The organism is Achromobacter seleniivolatilans (genome assembly GCF_030864005.1).
GTDB lineage: Bacteria > Pseudomonadota > Gammaproteobacteria > Burkholderiales > Burkholderiaceae_B > Achromobacter > Achromobacter seleniivolatilans.
Genome location: NZ_CP132976.1, coordinates 3,626,226 through 3,643,534, shown reverse-complemented (window position 1 = coordinate 3,643,534; position 17,309 = coordinate 3,626,226). Strand labels below are relative to the sequence as shown.

General features: G+C 61.2%; 15 protein-coding genes. 9 read left to right on the top strand and 6 right to left on the bottom strand.

What is annotated here, in order from left to right; genetic code table 11:
* The first annotated feature begins 78 nt into the window (after positions 1 to 78).
* The 4 genes from RAS12_RS16350 to pssA all read left to right on the top strand — a co-directional run bounded on the left by RAS12_RS16350 (position 79) and on the right by pssA (position 4,386).
* Positions 79 to 1,848: an acetolactate synthase 3 catalytic subunit gene (locus tag RAS12_RS16350; protein ID WP_306951481.1), complete on the top strand. Its 1,770-nt coding sequence runs from the start codon at positions 79 to 81 to the stop codon at positions 1,846 to 1,848.
* Positions 1,849 to 1,859: 11 nt separating this feature from the next.
* Positions 1,860 to 2,351: an acetolactate synthase small subunit gene (gene ilvN / locus RAS12_RS16345; protein WP_306937172.1), complete on the top strand. Its 492-nt coding sequence runs from the start codon at positions 1,860 to 1,862 to the stop codon at positions 2,349 to 2,351.
* A 76-nt stretch (positions 2,352 to 2,427) separates the two neighbouring features.
* Positions 2,428 to 3,444 (top strand): ketol-acid reductoisomerase, encoded by a 1,017-nt coding sequence (gene ilvC / locus RAS12_RS16340; protein WP_306937170.1) that lies wholly within the window; start codon positions 2,428 to 2,430, stop codon positions 3,442 to 3,444.
* Between the two features lie 168 nt (positions 3,445 to 3,612).
* Positions 3,613 to 4,386, top strand: a complete 774-nt coding sequence (pssA, locus tag RAS12_RS16335) for a CDP-diacylglycerol--serine O-phosphatidyltransferase (protein ID WP_306937168.1) — start codon at positions 3,613 to 3,615, stop codon at positions 4,384 to 4,386.
* A gap of 62 nt (positions 4,387 to 4,448) precedes the next feature.
* Here the strand turns inward: pssA and RAS12_RS16330 are convergent, their stop codons facing one another.
* Positions 4,449 to 4,967, bottom strand: coding sequence for a hypothetical protein (locus tag RAS12_RS16330; RefSeq protein WP_306937166.1), 519 nt, complete (start codon positions 4,965 to 4,967; stop codon positions 4,449 to 4,451).
* 309 nt (positions 4,968 to 5,276) lie between these two features.
* Between RAS12_RS16330 and rpsO the strand changes: the two genes are divergently transcribed.
* The 4 genes from rpsO to RAS12_RS16310 all read left to right on the top strand — a co-directional run bounded on the left by rpsO (position 5,277) and on the right by RAS12_RS16310 (position 9,922).
* Positions 5,277 to 5,546 (top strand): 30S ribosomal protein S15, encoded by a 270-nt coding sequence (gene rpsO, locus RAS12_RS16325; protein ID WP_006223612.1) that lies wholly within the window; start codon positions 5,277 to 5,279, stop codon positions 5,544 to 5,546.
* Positions 5,547 to 5,639: 93 nt separating this feature from the next.
* Positions 5,640 to 7,802, top strand: a complete 2,163-nt coding sequence (gene pnp / locus RAS12_RS16320) for a polyribonucleotide nucleotidyltransferase (protein WP_306937123.1) — start codon at positions 5,640 to 5,642, stop codon at positions 7,800 to 7,802.
* 161 nt (positions 7,803 to 7,963) lie between these two features.
* Positions 7,964 to 8,689, top strand: coding sequence for a hypothetical protein (locus RAS12_RS16315; RefSeq protein WP_306937122.1), 726 nt, complete (start codon positions 7,964 to 7,966; stop codon positions 8,687 to 8,689).
* A 15-nt stretch (positions 8,690 to 8,704) separates the two neighbouring features.
* A complete protein-coding gene (locus RAS12_RS16310; RefSeq protein WP_306937120.1) occupies positions 8,705 to 9,922 on the top strand; it encodes a threonine ammonia-lyase in 1,218 nt (405 codons plus the stop codon).
* A 53-nt stretch (positions 9,923 to 9,975) separates the two neighbouring features.
* Here RAS12_RS16310 and RAS12_RS16305 read toward each other — a convergent pair whose 3' ends face one another.
* The 5 genes from RAS12_RS16305 to RAS12_RS16285 all read right to left on the bottom strand — a co-directional run bounded on the left by RAS12_RS16305 (position 9,976) and on the right by RAS12_RS16285 (position 16,169).
* The gene (locus tag RAS12_RS16305; protein ID WP_371321305.1) at positions 9,976 to 10,539 is read right to left on the bottom strand and encodes a PIN domain-containing protein; all 564 of its coding nucleotides are present in this window, start codon (positions 10,537 to 10,539) and stop codon (positions 9,976 to 9,978) included.
* A 189-nt stretch (positions 10,540 to 10,728) separates the two neighbouring features.
* The gene (locus RAS12_RS16300) at positions 10,729 to 11,418 is read right to left on the bottom strand and encodes a glutathione S-transferase family protein (protein WP_306937118.1); all 690 of its coding nucleotides are present in this window, start codon (positions 11,416 to 11,418) and stop codon (positions 10,729 to 10,731) included.
* A 126-nt stretch (positions 11,419 to 11,544) separates the two neighbouring features.
* Complete coding sequence (locus RAS12_RS16295; protein ID WP_306937116.1) at positions 11,545 to 12,885, bottom strand: C4-dicarboxylate transporter DctA; 1,341 nt, start codon at positions 12,883 to 12,885, stop codon at positions 11,545 to 11,547.
* A gap of 645 nt (positions 12,886 to 13,530) precedes the next feature.
* Positions 13,531 to 15,066 carry a tetratricopeptide repeat protein gene (locus RAS12_RS16290; protein ID WP_306937114.1) on the bottom strand — a complete coding sequence of 512 codons (1,536 nt, stop codon included), beginning with the start codon at positions 15,064 to 15,066 and terminating at the stop codon, positions 13,531 to 13,533.
* Between the two features lie 29 nt (positions 15,067 to 15,095).
* Positions 15,096 to 16,169, bottom strand: a complete 1,074-nt coding sequence (locus RAS12_RS16285; RefSeq protein ID WP_306937112.1) for an RDD family protein — start codon at positions 16,167 to 16,169, stop codon at positions 15,096 to 15,098.
* Positions 16,170 to 16,289: 120 nt separating this feature from the next.
* On the opposite strand from RAS12_RS16285, the gene RAS12_RS16280 reads away from it, so the two are divergent.
* Positions 16,290 to 17,210, top strand: a complete 921-nt coding sequence (locus tag RAS12_RS16280; protein WP_306937111.1) for a LysR family transcriptional regulator — start codon at positions 16,290 to 16,292, stop codon at positions 17,208 to 17,210.
* The last annotated feature ends 99 nt before the right edge of the window (positions 17,211 to 17,309 follow it).

Below are 17,309 nucleotides of genomic sequence, written 5' to 3'. Positions count from 1 at the left end.
GTCCGGGTGGCGTGGCTCCGTGAGCCGCTAAGCGCCGGATCATGTTGTCGTAGCCGGTATGGGTTCCGTTGCCGCCGTATCCGGGCGAGCAGCAGTCAGGGTTGCAGGGCCGGTACTGAAAGGAAATACAACATGGAAATGAATGGCGCCGATATCGTCGTGCGCTGCTTGGCCGATGAAGGCGTGGAACACGTTTTCGGCTATCCCGGCGGCGCAGTGCTTTACATCTACGACGCGATCTTCAAGCAAGACAAATTTCAGCATATTCTGGTTCGTCACGAGCAAGCTGCCGTGCACGCCGCCGATGCCTATTCGCGCTCGTCGCAAAAGGTTGGCGTCTGCCTGGTAACCAGCGGCCCGGGCGTGACCAATGCCATCACCGGCATTGCCACTGCCTATATGGACTCCATCCCGATGGTCATCATCAGCGGGCAGGTGCCCTCTGCGGCCATTGGCGAAGACGCCTTCCAGGAATGCGACACCGTCGGCATCACGCGTCCCTGCGTCAAGCACAACTTTTTGGTGCGTGACGTCAAAGACCTGGCCGAAACCATGCGCCGCGCGTTCTACATTGCGCGCACGGGCCGTCCCGGCCCGGTGCTGGTCGATATCCCCAAAGACATCACCTTTGCGCAGTGCAAGTACACGCCGCCCAAGGGCGAGATCACGATGCGTTCCTACGCGCCCGTCAACAAGGGCCACCAGGGACAAATCAAGAAAGCCGTGCAGATGCTGCTGGCCGCCGAGCGGCCGATGATCTACACGGGCGGCGGGGTCATTCTGTCGAACGCCGCGCCCGAGCTGAACAAGCTTGTGTCGCAACTGGGCGCGCCTTGCACCAGCACCCTGATGGGCCTGGGCGGCTACCCCGCCAGCAGCGGCCAGTTCGTCGGCATGCCGGGTATGCACGGTACGTACGAAGCCAATATGGCAATGCAGCATTGCGACGTGCTGCTGGCCATTGGCGCTCGTTTCGATGACCGCGTGATCGGCAACCCCAAGCACTTTGCGCAGAATGCCCGCAAGATCATCCATATCGATATCGATCCGTCGTCGATCTCCAAGCGCGTGCGCGTGGACGTCCCGATTGTCGGTAACGTCAAGGACGTCCTGACCGACCTTAGCGCGCAATACGACATTGCCGCCGCCGAACACAAGCCGGCTTCCATCACCAAGTGGTGGGAGCAGGTTGAGACCTGGCGCGGCAAGGAATGCCTGAAGTTCGCCAATTCGGACGAAGTCATCAAGCCGCAGTACGTGGTGGAAAAGCTCTGGGAAGTGACGGGCGGCGACGCTTTCGTGACGTCCGACGTGGGCCAGCACCAGATGTGGGCGGCACAGTATTACAAGTTCGACAAGCCGCGCCGCTGGATCAACTCCGGCGGCCTGGGCACCATGGGTGTGGGGCTGCCGTACGCGATGGGCGTGCAGATGGCCAACCCTGGACATGATGTGGCCGTTATCACCGGCGAAGCATCCATCCAGATGAACATCCAGGAACTGTCGACCTGCCACCAGTACCGCCTGACGCCCAAGATCGTCTGCCTGAACAACCGTTTCCTGGGCATGGTCCGGCAATGGCAGCAGATTGATTACGGCTCGCGCTATTCCGAGTCCTATATGGATTCGTTGCCCGACTTCGTCAAGGTGGCCGAGGCCTACGGCCACGTGGGTCTGCGCATCGAGCGCCCGGCGGATGTCGAGCCCGCGCTGCGCGAAGCCTTTGGCAAGCACAAGGAACGCCTGGTCTTTATGGACTTCATCACCGATCGCACTGAAAACGTGTGGCCGATGGTCAAGGCCGGCCGCGGGCTGACCGAAATGCTGCTTGGCTCTGAAGACCTGTAAGGAGGCCACCCATGAAGCACGTGATTTCCGTCCTCCTCGAAAACGAACCCGGCGCGCTGTCGCGCGTGGTGGGGCTGTTTTCCGCGCGGGGCTACAACATCGAAACCCTGACCGTGGCGCCCACCGAGGACTCCACGCTGTCGCGCATGACTATCGTGACGACCGGTTCCGATGACGTCATCGAACAGATCACCAAGCATCTGAACCGCCTGGTGGATGTCGTTAAAGTGGTGGACCTGACCGAAGGCGCCCACATCGAGCGCGAGCTGATGCTCGTGAAGGTGCGCGCCGTTGGCAAGGAACGCGAAGAGATGAAGCGCATGGCCGATATTTTCCGCGGCCGCATCATCGACGTGACCGACAAGTCCTACACCATCGAATTGACTGGGGTGCAGGAAAAAGTACAGGCCTTCCTGGAGGCCCTGGACCGCAGTGCCATCCTTGAAACCGTACGCACCGGCGTGTCCGGCATCGGACGCGGTGAACGGATTTTGAAGATTTGACCGGCCTTGCAGGCCAAGCCGCACCCTACATCTGAATTAATCGAATATCCAAAATACTGGAATCTGGAGCACAACCATGAAAGTTTTCTACGACAAAGACTGCGATCTGTCCCTCATCAAAGGCAAGACCGTTGCCATCATCGGCTACGGTTCGCAAGGTCACGCCCACGCGCTGAACCTGCATGAGTCGGGTGTGAAGGTCATCGTTGGCCTGCGCAAGAATGGCGCATCGTGGAACAAGGCCGCCAACGCCGGCCTGGAAGTCAAGGAAGTGGCTGATGCCGTCAAGTCCGCCGACATCGTCATGATGTTGCTGCCCGACGAAAACATCGCTTCGGTCTACAACAACGAAGTGCACGGCAACATCAAGGCCGGCGCTGCTTTGGCTTTCGCCCACGGCTTCAACGTCCACTACGGCCAGGTCGTGCCGCGTGAAGACATCGACGTCATCATGATCGCCCCGAAGGCCCCGGGCCACACGGTGCGCAACACGTACAAGCAAGGTGGCGGCGTGCCCCACCTGGTGGCCGTGTACCAAGACAAGTCGGGCGCCGCGCGTGACGTGGCTCTGTCGTACGCCAGCGCCAACGGCGGCGGCCGTGCCGGCATCATCGAAACCAACTTCCGCGAAGAAACGGAAACCGACCTGTTCGGCGAACAAGCCGTGCTGTGCGGCGGTACCGTTGAACTGATCAAGGCTGGTTTCGACACGCTGGTTGACGCCGGCTACGCGCCCGAAATGGCGTACTTCGAATGCCTGCACGAACTGAAGCTGATCGTCGACCTGATCTATGAAGGCGGCATCGCCAACATGAACTACTCGATCTCGAACAACGCTGAGTTCGGCGAGTACGAAACGGGCCCGAAGATCGTTACCGAAGAAACCCGCAAGGCCATGCGCCAGTGCCTGACGGACATCCAGACCGGCGAATACGCCAAGAAGTTCATCCTGGAAAACACCGCCGGCGCTCCGACCCTGACCTCGCGCCGCCGCATCAATGCGGAATCGCAGATCGAGCAAGTGGGCGGCAAGCTGCGCGCCATGATGCCTTGGATCGCCGCCAACAAGCTGGTGGACAAGTCGAAGAACTGATCGATGCCGAGGCGCGAGACGGGTCTCGCGCCAAGCCGGTCAAAACGGCATGCCTGCAAGGGCATGCCGTTTTTTATTGCCGATTTCTCCAGGCATGAGCCTTGCTCCGGCCCGCAAGCAGGGTCATATGAGTTAACCTTTCACAGTCCGTTGTAAGTTATTGAGACTATGCCCAATTTTTCCATGCGCGATTCCGAGAACCGCCACCGAAGCATCTACCTGCTTCCCAACGCATTCACCACCGCAGCGTTATTCGCGGGGTTCTATGCCGTTGTGCAAGCCATGAACGACCGCTTCGAAGTCGCCGCCATCGCCATTTTTGTGGCCATGGTGCTGGACGGCATGGACGGGCGAGTGGCCCGGCTGACCAATACGCAGTCCGCTTTCGGCGAGCAATATGACTCGCTGTCTGACATGACCTCGTTCGGCGTTGCGCCTGCGCTGGTCATGTACGAGTGGATCTTGAATGACTTGGGCCGCTGGGGCTGGCTTGCCGCTTTTGTCTATGTGGCTGGCGCCGCGTTGCGCCTGGCGCGCTTCAATACCAATATCGCTGTCGTCGACAAACGTTACTTCCAGGGCTTGCCCAGCCCGGCTGCCGCAGCACTGGTCGCCGGATTTGTCTGGCTGGCGGTGGATAACAAGCTGCCCATCCATGACAGCCTGATGGCGTGGGTGGCGTTCACGCTGACCATGTACGCGGGCATCACCATGGTGTCGAATGCGCCGTTCTTCAGCGGTAAGAGCTTTGCCTTGGGCCGCAGCGTGCCGTTCTGGGGCATTTTGCTGGTGGTCGCGGTGTTTGTGTTTGTCTCCAGCGATCCTCCAGTCGTGCTGTTTGGCCTGTTCGTGCTGTATGGCTTGTCGGGCTGGATCATGTGGGCCTGGCGCTGGAACAAGGCGCGCCGCCTGACGCAAGAGCGGCGCGGCCACACGTCCTGAGCTGGCCTGTGCCAAATAAAAACCCGCCTAGGCGGGTTTTTTCATTGAAGCGGCCGGTAATGTCAGCGCCACATGAACTTTTCGTCGTCATACATGGGGTCGGGGCCGGGATGGAAATGCGTCAGCTTGCTGCCGTCGCGGCTCATGTAGACGTACATCAGCGAGTTCCACACGCCATTTTCTTTGTAGCGGTACGACCAGATGACCTCGCGCTTTTCACCCAAGCCCGCTTCCTCGATACGGGCAGGGGGGCCGAATTCGCAGCGCACGCGGTCCGGACCCCAGTCGCCGGTCTCCAGCACCCTGAAGTGGGCGTCGGTCAGCAGCGGCACGACTTGGCCCACACGGCCATCGGTGCCGACATTGGTACCCCAGGCGTACTGGCCCATCGGTTGCTGTGTCCAGATGACGCGGCGTCCGCCGCCTGCTTGCGGGCACTCAAAGTTGGGCTTCCCGAACTGGGTCAGGACGTCGGCGTAAGGCGTACCGGGCTGAACCTGGGCCAGATTCGCGCAGGCGGTAAGGCCTGTCAGCGCCAGCGTGGCCAAGGCGATACGGACAGGCTTGTAATATTTAGACATGGTTTTGCTCCTCTGGGGCGCCGGTTGGGCGCCTGCCGGCATTTGCCGGCCAGCCGAAACCGTCCCTGGGGTAATTTTAGCGAATCAGCTATAATCATCGAGCTTTATCAAGTGAATTGATTTTGCAAGATGCTTTGCGCCGGCAGTCCGGCTGTGTTTGGACCCTTGATGGCAATCCACTGGGGAACTCCTACGCAGCTATTGAAGCAGCAGTGAGAAAGCAAAAATGCTTATCGCCGGAAAACCGCAAATTTTTTCCAAACCACGTCAGGGCACCTCGGCCCTGTCGCATGTCCGAAGAGGTCATCAATGTCTGTAGCTGACATCAAGAAATCCGATATCGTTGCGCAGTTCCAACGCGCTCAAGGCGATACCGGCTCCCCCGAAGTTCAGGTGGCTCTGCTCACCGCCCGTATCAACGAACTGACCGGTCACTTCAAAGAACACATGAAGGACCATCACTCGCGCCGCGGTCTGCTGCGTATGGTCAGCCGTCGCCGCAAGCTGCTCGACTATCTCAAGGGCCGCAATCCCGATTCGTACCGCGCACTGATCGAAAAACTCGGTCTGCGTAAGTGATCGACGGGGCTGGCTCCCCATGACGCAATAACCGTGGTCGGTGCGACATTTGTCGTAACGGCCACGGTTTTTCATTTGTAAGGAATAATCGTCATGTTCAACAAAGTGACAAAATCGTTCCAATACGGCCAGCACACGGTCGTTCTGGAAACTGGCGAGATCGCTCGTCAGGCCTCCGGCGCCGTTGTGGTGTCGATTGAGGACACCGTCGTCCTGGCCACCGTTGTGGCTTCCAAGAAGGCCAAGCCGGGTCAAACGTTTTTCCCGCTGACCGTCGACTACATCGAGAAGACCTACGCCGCCGGCCGTATTCCGGGCGGGTTCTTCAAGCGTGAAGGCAAGCCGTCCGAAAAGGAAACGCTGACCTCGCGCCTGATCGATCGTCCGCTGCGTCCGCTGTTCCCCGAAGACTTCTACAACGAAGTCCAAGTGGTCATCCACACGCTGTCGGTCAATCCTGAGATTGATCCCGACATCGCCGCCATGATCGGCGCCTCGGCCGCTCTGGCTATCTCGGGCATCCCGTTCAATGGCCCCATCGGCGCCGCTCGTGTGGGCTACATCGATGGCCAATACGCGCTGAACCCGACCGCCTCGCAACTGAAGTCGTCCAAGCTGGACCTGGTTGTGGCCGGTACGGAAAACGCCGTCCTGATGGTGGAATCGGAAGCCCAACAGCTGTCCGAAGAAATCATGCTGGGTGGTGTGGTTTTCGGTCACCAGCAAATGCAGGCTGTCATCAACGCCATTCACGAACTCGTGAAGGACGCTGGCAAGCCCGATTGGGACTGGCAAGCTCCGGCCAAGAACGAAGCCCTGATCGCCGCCGTGACCTCGGCTGCCCAGGAAGGCCTGAACGCCGCCTACCAGATTCGCGAAAAGCAAGCCCGTACCGCCAAGCTGCGCGAAGTGTCGTCCGACGTGTCGGCCAAGCTGGCTGCCGCCGCTGCTGAAAAGGGCGAAGCGCTGCCTGACGCCGTTACCGTCGACAACATCATGTTCTCGCTGGAATCGGCCATTGTCCGCGGTCAGATCCTGAACGGCGAACCGCGTATCGACGGTCGCGACACGCGCACCGTGCGCCCCATCAGTGTCCGTCTGGGCGTGTTGCCCCGCGCGCACGGCAGCGCACTGTTCACCCGTGGTGAAACGCAAGCACTGGTTATCGCTACGCTGGGCACCAAGCAAGACGAACAAATCATTGATGCGCTCATGGGCGAGTACCGTGACCGCTTCATGATGCACTACAACATGCCTCCGTTCGCCACCGGCGAAACGGGCCGCATTGGTGTGCCCAAGCGCCGCGAAATCGGCCACGGCCGTCTGGCCAAGCGCTCTCTGATCCCGCTGCTGCCGGCTCCTGAAGATTTCCAGTACACGATCCGTATCGTGTCGGAAATCACTGAGTCGAACGGCTCGTCGTCGATGGCTTCGGTCTGCGGCGGCTCGCTGGCAATGATGGACGCCGGCGTGCCGGTCAAGGATCACGTGGCGGGTGTGGCCATGGGTCTGATTCTGGACGGCGGCAAGTTCGCTGTGCTGACGGACATTCTGGGCGACGAAGATCACCTGGGCGATATGGACTTCAAGGTTGCGGGCACCGAAAACGGCGTCACCGCACTGCAGATGGACATCAAGATCCAGGGCATCACGAAGGAAATCATGCAAGTGGCGCTGGCGCAAGCCCGCGAAGGCCGCCTGCACATCCTGACGAAGATGAAGGAAGCCCTGGACGGTTCGCGTGGCGAGCTGTCGGCTTTCGCTCCGCGCATGCTGACCATCAAGATCAACCCCGAGAAGATCCGCGACGTGATCGGTAAGGGCGGCGCCACCATCCGCGCGCTGACCGAAGAAACCGGCACGCAGATCGATATCTCTGACGACGGCACGATCGTGATCGCCAGCGTCGACGAAGCGCAGGCCAAAGAAGCCCAGCGCCGCATCGTCGAACTGACCGCCGACGTCGAAGTGGGCCAGATCTACGAAGGCTCGGTCCTGCGTCTGCTGGACTTCGGCGCCATCGTGCAAGTGCTGCCGGGCCGTGACGGTCTGCTGCACATCTCGGAAATCGCCAACTACCGCATCGCGAACATCAACGATGTGCTGAAGGTCGGCCAGCAAGTCCGCGTCAAGGTCATCGAGGCCGACGACAAGGGCCGTCTGCGCCTGTCCATCAAGGCAATCGGCGGCATCGAAGCGCAGCAACCCGCTGCCGCTCCCGAAGCAGCCCCCCAGTCGGAACCGCAAGCTGAATAAGCTTGTGAAATGATTGGATGAAAAACGGCGCCGCAAGGCGCCGTTTTCTATTGGGGGATACAAAAGGGGTAGAAGGCGGATCTTTCGCACTTTAGACGTCGTATGCGCGGGCTTTCCTGTAAAGTCTTGCGCGAGACGAGGTAAAAAAGGATGGATCTGGCATGACGGGATGGTTCGGACCCGCGAGCGCCGCCGCGCTGCTCACCGCGCTACTGGCTGGCTGTATGAGCAGCCCGGGCCCGGGGCAACGCGGCCCGAATAGCGAAAGCATGTCTGCGGACCAGTTCGGTCAGACCGATTTCAACCGCACCGTCACCCTTGAGGTCCGCGACAATCTGGCTAGTCTTTACGTGCTGCTGGACAAGCTCTATCGCCGTAATCCCCGAGAATGGCGCAAGACTGGCGTGCCTGATCAGGCAACCGCCGTAAATCGCGTCAAACACGCCATCGAAGTCCGTATCCCGCCCAGCGATCTGGCTGGCCTGCGCGATATTCAAATTCTTGCCGTGTCGTTGGACCCCAACTATTCCGGCGACCGGGTCGGCGCCTTTATCTACGGCATGGCCGACACCATTATTGCGGCCCACAATGGCAAGACCCGGCTGTACGCCACGGACGCGTTGGATGGACAGCGGGTCTACAATGCCGCACGGAACGTCGAGGCCGCCGCCTGGCTGCTGGCGTCGCGCCGCAACAATCAGGGCGAGCTGCTGTTGCTGGCCAATGAAATGTCCCAGAACGCCACGAATCTAAGCTTTGAGCGAGAGTTTGGCGCCATCATCGGCCGGCTGGACTTGATCGCCAATCTGCTCGGCGAGAACTCGCGGCGTATCGGGATCAACTACGCGCAAGGCCTGCTGCTCTTCAATTTCCTACCTGTGCGCTAACAGGATTTACCTACCGTGATCGATATTGCCTCTATCCAGACCGCCCGCGAAAATTTGCGTGGCCAGGTGCTGAAGACCCCATTCACTTTGTCCCGCACGTTGTCGGATATTTTCGGCGCCGAGATCTGGCTGAAGTTCGAAAACCTGCAATTCACCGCATCGTTCAAGGAACGCGGGGCGCTGAACCGCATGCTGACCCTGTCCGATACCGAACGCGCCAAGGGCGTGATTGCGGTGTCGGCAGGCAACCATGCGCAAGGCGTGGCCTACCACGCGCAGCGCATGGGCGTGCCGGCGGTGATCGTCATGCCGCGCTTCACCCCCACCGTCAAGGTCGCCAACACGCGCCGGTTTGGCGCTGAGGTGGTGCTGGCGGGGGATACGTTTGATGACGCCAAGGCGCACGGCTACGAGCTGGCGCAACAGCGCGGCCTGATCATGATCCACCCCTATGACGACGAAGCCGTTATTTCGGGACAGGGCACCGTCGCGCTGGAAATGCTGGAAGACCAGCCGCAGCTCGACATGCTTGTCATCGCGATAGGCGGCGGCGGGCTGATCTCGGGGATTTCCACGGCGGCCAAGGCGCTGAAACCCAGCATTGAAATCGTGGGTGTGCAGACCGAGCGTTTCCCGTCCATGTATGCCGCGGTCAAGGGCGTGGAAATGCCGCAGGGGCAATACACCATTGCCGAGGGCATTGCCGTGAAGTCGCCCGGCGCGCTGACTCAGCCCATCGTCACCCAATTGGTCGACCATATTGAACTGGTCAGTGAAAGCGATATCGAGCACGCGATTGTGGTGCTGCTGGAAATTGAAAAAACCGTGGTGGAAGGCGCCGGGGCAGCCGGTCTGGCTGCGTTGCTGCGGGCCAAGGAAGAGGGCAGTGATCGCTTCAAGGGCAAGCGCATTGGCCTGGTGCTGACGGGCGGCAATATCGACCCCCTGATGCTGGGTGAATTGATCGAGCGCGGCATGGTGCGCGCCGGACGTCTGGCGCGTATCCGCGTGGATTTGCGCGACCTGCCGGGTGCGCTGGCTCACGCTACCAAACTGATCGCCGATGCCCAGGCCAACATCACGGAAGTGCATCACCAGCGCGCGTTCACGTCATTGCCGGTCCGCAATGTCGAGGTGGACTTCGTGCTGCAAACACGAGGACACGAGCACATCCTGGAAGTGATCGACGTGCTGAATGCCGCTGGGTTTGCCGCCAGCAATCATGATCACTAAGGTCAACAACACCTACTAAAACGGCCGTCTGGCGGCGGCCGTCAAACAGCGTGTCAGGCGGCGTCGCGTTGCGCGGCGTCGCGGGCCAGCAGGCTTTTCAGGCCGTACAGGCGTTCCCGATGCAAGGTCGTGGATAGCGGTTCGGGCTCGCGGCCCAGCGCCACATAGTCTGCCGGTATCTGTGCAATGGCCTCGCGCATGCGATCGGCGTTGGTTTGCCACCATTGCACCAGCATGCGGTCGGGGTTGTAGACGTCCAGCCCCTGACGCCGCAATTCCGAGCGGTTGAAATCCTTGAGATTCCACGTCGCGATCTGCACCACGGGCGGCAACTGAAGGCCGCAACGCGCCCGGCGCGCCAAACCTGCCGCAATCACATGGAAGTCCTTTGGGTCGCTGTAGCGCAGCGACGCTTCGTAGACCTGCGTGTCGGCCTCGTTCGCCTGCGGAAAACGCGCATTCATGTCGGCCCAGAATTCGGCCATGACTTCTGGCGGGATATCCCAGATGCGCGATGCGTTGCGGCGCCATTCCTCTCCGATGCGGTCGGTCCAGACCGGGACGAACACGCCCGCTTCGGCAAGCCGCAGAAACAGCCGGCGGAGAATACCGGACATCAGCACACAGGCGTCAATGACGATGAAGGGCGGGGAGGCGGGGGTGGCAGTCAGCAAGATACGGTCGGGAGCCAGGGCGGGAGGGGCGCGGCGCAGCAGCGCGCGTGTCCGGCCAGGCAGTCCCGGGGCAGGGAAAGTGGTAGGCGAGGCGCAAGAATAATGGTTTTTTCCCCTGGACGGGGGCGCGGGTCAGCCCAGCTCGGCGCGCACCGCGTTGCAGTGGCGCACCAAACCCGGTTGCGACACCAGGAATTGTTTGAGCGGCGTGTCGATCGCGTAGTGATAGATATTGGCCAGGAAACCGTAAATACCCGCATCGACGCTGCCGGGGTTGGGACCAAACAGAAAGCCCCCGTCACCGATCAGCCGAGAGATGACTTCCAAGTCTGCCACCCCGCGCGCGTAGGCATCTTCTGGCGCATAGCGGCCAATCCCCTGGTAGTGATAGCGCTGAAAATTGTATTGCCGGGCCGCTTCCAGCTGTTGGGGCGTGACCTCGGGATGGGTATCCAGCAGCGCCTTGCGAAAGAGCGGCCAGTAGCGGTCATCGCGCCAGCGTGAGTAAGACATTACCCAGTACAGGTCGTCCAGAGTGCGCCGGATCAGCAGGTCCAGGCTCTGCTGCTGCGGAGTCAGCGTGCTGTCGATGGTCAGTTCGTACCGTTGTTTCAGGTAGGCAATGATGGCGTCGCTGTCGCCGATTGCCTGGTCTGCATCCTGCACATAGGGCAGTTGGCCGCGTGGCGCGGATTGCACGTCAATCGTGTGCCGATGATCGAATGGCAGCCGGCACAGCTTCAGGAAGGCGTAGATTTTCAGACCGTATGGGTTGTTGTCTTCCAGGCCGAATAACCCGGGGTAGGAATAGAGCGTGATCATGGCGGGGCTCCCTGAAGGCACGGACTAGAGTAAATCCGTTCGGGATATTTGGCGCGTGCCCGTTCGCCCTAGGAAGCCGCCGCCGGTTTACGCCCGATGGGCGATAACCGGCGGCATAAAGGAGGGTCAGGCGCGGCCTTGATAGCCCGGGGTGGCCATGACCTCGTCGGCCTCGGGTTCGGGGGCAGGCGGCACCAGGTTGGCTGGTCTGTCGCCATTCAAGACGGCGTGCGCCTGTTCGCGGTCGATATCGCCGTTCCACGCGCCCACGGCCACGGTAGCGACGCAGTTTCCGACTAGATTGCCCAGCGCGCGGGCAATGCCCATGAACCAGTCCACCGACAGCACCAGCACCAGGCCTATGGCCGGGATGGCGGGAATCGCTTGTAACGTGGCGGCCAGGATCACGATGGCGGAACCGGGCACGCCATGCGCGCCCTTGGACGTGATCAGCGCCACAGCCAGAATGCTGAGCAAGTCCACCGTGGATATCGGCGTGTTGGTCGCCTGTGCGATGAAGACAGCTGCCAGCGTGATGTAGATGGAAAAGGCGTCCAGGTTGAAGGAGTAACCCGTCGGGATCACCAGACCGACAGTGGAGTCACGGATACCCAGGTGGCGCAGCTTGGCGATGATCTGCGGCAGCACGCTGTCGGACGATGTGGTGGCAAAGACGACTGCCAATTCTTCGCGCAGGTAGCGCAGCAGTTTGAACAGGCTGAAGCCGCACATCCGCATCACTACTGCCAGCACGCCAAATACGAATACCGCGACCGAGCCGTAAAACACGAGCACCAGCATGCCCAGTTGTTTCAGCGAGCTGATGCCGTACTGTCCCACCGTGAACGCCACCGCGCCCAGCACGCCCAACGGAGCCAGACGAATAATCAGGCCCATGATCTTGAACATGACTTGGGATGTGGCGTCGATCAGGCGTACTACCGGTTTGCCGTGGTCTCCCAACTGCGACAGCGCGCAACCGAACAGCACCGCAAATAGCAGCACCTGCAAGATATCGCCGGTGGCAAAGGGATTGACGACGGTGGTTGGGATCAGCTTCATCAGAAACTCAACCGTACCGCCGCTGGTGAGCTTGTCGGCGTTGGACACGTAGGCGCTCATCGCGGACGCGTCCAGGGTGCTGATGTCGATGTTCATGCCGGCGCCGGGTTTGAACACCATCGCCACCAGCAGGCCAAGCGCAAGCGCCAGCGTGGTCAAGACTTCGAAGTAGATCAGCGCTTTGACGCCAACTTTGCCGACCCGTTTGAGGTCACCAGCGCCCGCAATACCGTGGACCACGACGCAGAACACCAGCACGGGGATGATCATCTTAATCAGCTTGATGAAGCCATCGCCCAACGGTTTGAGCTTGGCCGCCATGTCTGGCACCGCCAATCCCAGTATCACTCCCAATGCCAGGGCGAAAACGACCTGGCCAAATAACGATTTAGCAAAGCGGCGCATAAGCTTGTCCCCTCGGTGCCTGTAGCGGCAAAGGGCCCGCGCCGGGCGCGTGCTGCATGGCCGGGCAGGCCTGTTATTTGGATGTGTGCTGCATGCTTAAGTTGTATACAAAACGTGAGTACGGTAAACCGAAGCCGCTTGTGTGGCTGCTGGGATATACCCTTAATCGGATAGGGGGAGCGACATGGCGGCAGACAAAACTGCCGCAGCGCGTATGAGTGCTTAGGGTGGAAAGCAATCGCTGTAGTCAGCGCGTGCAGGGGCGCGAAAGCGCTATGCGGAATGGTGCCCGAGACCGGAATCGAACCGGTACGACCGTGAGGCCGAGGGATTTTCTTACCACTTCGGCTTTCGCCGCCAGCGCGTTGCGCTGTTCGTGGTCTGGAGCACGCCTTCACCATAGCCTTGTGGCCTTAGGTGCCCGCCGTCTGCTCTCTACACCTTCCCCCGCTTTTCAGTTGGGGCTTGGCTCGGCGTTGGCTCGGAACAAGTCCAGGGCGTTCGCCGAGTTTGACGGGCTACACCTTTGGAGTTTCCCCCAAAGGGCTCAAATTAGTTTAAGTCCCTTGTGTCTACCAATTTCACCACTCGGGCGTGCGCGGCCCGTTGGGCCGGCAGCGGGCGAGACTATACCATTCCGAGCGTCTATTTGCGGCCGAACAAGCGGCCAAGAAATCCGCGCGGCGCGGCGGCGGCTTCTTCTGCCGCTTGAGCGTTGCGTAAGGACAGGTCTTGATAGTTGGCGCGGCCGTTCTGCTGATAAGAAGCGGCCGCTTGGCGGAAAGCCATGGCCGACTCTGCGTGTCGCTTCATTTGTCCGTAGATCTCGCCGCGTGAAAACAGGGCCCAGCTGCGGTAGTCCGGGTCAAGCCCGATCAGTCGGTCGCACGCGGCAAGCGCTTCTTCCAGGCGCTTGGCGCCGATCAGGGCGTTGATGCGCTCGGCATGCAAGGGGCCGCTGTCCGGCCAAGTTTCCAACGCTCGGTCGGCGTCGCTTACTGCCTCTGCGGCACGGCCCAGATGGGTCAGCGCATCGATGCGCACGCGGCGCCACTTCAGCCAGTCGGGGTCCAGAGAAATCGCGACTTCCGACAGCGGCAGGGCTTCGTCGTAACGATCCAGGCGGGTCAGCATGTCGGCAGCGTTGCCCGGCAGAAAATCACTGTCGGGGGCGAGTTCATAACCGCAAAGATAATAGGCAAGCGCCCCTTCCCAGTTGCTTTGGTCGCGCTGCGCGTTCCCCGCCACGAACAGCAATTGCGCATCGCCGCATTCCATGGGGTCCAGGCCCAGCAAGGCCTGTTCGGCCAATTCGGGGTCGCGGCTGCGGACATATTCGCGGGCTTGTTCCTTGCGGCCTTCCCAACCCGAATCCGACAAGGCGTCCAGATGGCGCCACAGCGGCGCGGCTTCGTCCGCGCGGCCCAAGCGGTGCAGGGACCGCGCCTTGCCTTCCAATGGCCAATCCCAATCGGGTTCGCGGCGCAGCAGGCTCGTCCATTCTTCCACGGCATCCTCATGCCGTTCCAGCGCTTGCAGACACGAGGCACGGTTGTGCTGGATGGCGTTTTCTTCGCCAAGAATGACGCGGGCGCGGTCGAACATGGCGATGGCGTTTTTCAGATCGCCCAGGCGCCGGTAATTGTTGCCGGCGTCGTACAGGAAGCCGCCATTGTTGGGCGCCAGCGCAACGGCGCGCTGGTGGTAGGGCAACGCGTCCTGGTAGCGGCCTGCGTTATGCAGGTTTGAGCCGATATAGCAGTGCGGCGCGGCAGCGGACGGGCGCAGGTTCGATGCGCGGGTCCAGCAGTCGATAGCGTCCTCTAATCGGCGATCGTTGATCAGCAGGTACGCCTCGGACATCATCAAGCCGTAGTGCGAAGGCGCCCGCTGCCGGGCTTCACGCAAGAGGCTCCAGGCCTCCTGCTGTTCGCCTGCATCGTAGAGCGCCGTGGCGCGCACGCGCAGGGCATCGCTGCACTGCGGGTCCAGCGTCAAAGACCGCGCCAGGTCGGCGTCGCGCTGCGCGTGAGCGCTGCGCTTGTCGTGATAGCGGGCACGTAACGCCCACATGACTGCTGATCCGGGTTGCTCGCGGACGCCTTGTTCGCACAAGGAGAGCATTTGCGCGTGCTCGTGGCCGTCGTCGGCGCGGTGGATGGCTTCGATCAAACTGGACATGCGGGGTGTTCCGTATAGAAGAGGTCTGGCTAGCGCGCAAAGGCGCTGGTGTCGTGGCGGCAGCTATAGGGACGGTCATCGCGCGGGATGTCGTCGCTGCCGCACTGCCAGCGGCGGATGCCGCCGCCTTTCTTTTCCGAGCGCAACTCCGGCAGGTACATCAGATGCTTGCCTGCCAGCGTGGGAAACCCGTCATCACGGGGAGCGCCGGCAATGGTCAGCCGCAGCACGCCGTTCACGGGATTCATTTCCAGTTTGCTAAAGCCGCTGTTCTGTAGCGACTCCTGAGTCAGGCCGATGTCCGCCATGGTGGCGGGATATGCCTTCGTGCTGCGGTAGTGATTTTCCACCAGCATGCGGATGGGGTCTGACACGAGATCGAAGCGGACGACGTCAGCGTGCAGTGGATTGTCGTTGCTGTCTTTGCTCATGATGCCAACGCCAATGACCACGCCGCCCAGAATCAGCGCCAACACGCCGAAGACGAAGAACAGGAACTTGCCTGTGCCAGTGACGGCGCGCGCCTTGGCAAGGGCAGATTGCACTGCGCGCGGGTTCGCCTGGCTGGATACCACGTGGGTGCCTGCCAGAGCGTTGTGCATGGCGCGTTCACCAAAAATGGCCTGTTGAATGTGATGGAACAGGCCGGGCACCGCCAGGTTGAGCGTGTACTTCAACGTATGGCGCCATATCGACCGCGTGAGGCCGGGCGCCTTCGCCTTGCTATTGAGTACCCGCATTTTCAACAGACGTTTGCCGGGGGAGCCGTCAGTCCAGGCGTCCATGAAGGCCGGAAGCAGCCAACCGATCAGCCCCGCCAATAGCTGTAGCCACACCGGGCATGATTCGCCCGTCAGGCCCTGGTAGGTGAGTGAGGTTGCCCAGATCAGGGCGATGATCGCCACCACCATGAACAGCCCGTCGACCGCGGTGGCGCCCAGGCGGGGCCAGATGCTGGGAAAGACCGGAGCGTTCTGAGCAGGGGCGGCGGACTTCGCAACTGCGGCAGCCGGCGCTACGGTTTTGACCGGCAACGGCTTGCGGCAGCTGAAGCACAGGGTATTGGAGGCCGGATTCTGCCAGTTACAGCTAGGGCATTGCATGGAAGGGTATCTGCGAGACGAAGGCCGAGCGGAGCGGCCGGACTGCGGATCATACCGACGTCCTGAGTGCGGGAAAACCCCGATCCCTGCAAGACAGACCAAAGCGGGACACTTCCTGCCATGAAGCCTGCCCTGCCTGCCTTGCCCGTCTCTCGCGATATTGACCCCGTATCGCTCCGATTATTTCTGTCTGCGCTTGAAGAGGGCAGTCTGGCGCGCGCCGCCGCTCGCGAGAACATCGTGCCGTCAGCGGTCAGCAAGCGCATGTCTGAAATGGAAGATGTTTTCGGCGTGCCGCTATTGGAGCGAGGCGTCAAAGGCGTGCAGCCAACCCCTGCGGGCAATGCGCTGGCGACCCATGCGCGCAGGCTGTTGCAAGACATGGACCGCATGCATCGCGAAATGGCGGGTTTTGCTACAGGTGTGCGCGGGCATATCCGGCTGGCCGTCAGCGTGGCCGCCTTGTCCGGCGAACTGCCAGCCCAGATTCAATCGTTTCGCCGGGCCTATCCGCAGATCGATATCTCGCTGGAAGAGGACACGACCCAGGCGGCGTTTCGATCCGTGCTGGAAGGGCACGCAGACGTGGCCGCCGGATCGGATTTTGGCCATGATGGTTTGCAGGTATTTCCCTGCGGTCACTGTGAGCTGGCGGCAGTGGTGCCGGGCCAGCACCTTTTGGCCGATCGGGAAACACTGGACTACGCACAACTGCTGCCCTTCGAGCAGATTGAATTGAACCGCGACAACGGCATCAGCAGCGTGTTTGAACAGGCGGCAAAAGAGGCGGGCGTGATGCGGCGCATCAGTGCGCGCGTGAGCTCCCACGAAACCATCTGCATGCTGGTGGCGCGCGGTATGGGCGTGGCGGTTGTGCCGCAGTATCTGAAAGCGCGCTTGCCGCACCTGGACATCCGCTTCGTGCCCTTGACCGGTCCTTGGTCCAGCACGCCTATCTGTATTGCAGTGCGAGATCCAGAGGCCTTGCCGCCAGCCGCGCGGGCGTTGCTGGCCCATTTGAAGGTGTTGCCAGGGGCATAGCGCTACGGGCAAACCCGGACGTTCCGAAAAGAGAATGCCCCCGTGCTGAAAGACCGCTACCCGCAATGCCGGCCGGCCCGCGATCATGGCGCATTCCCG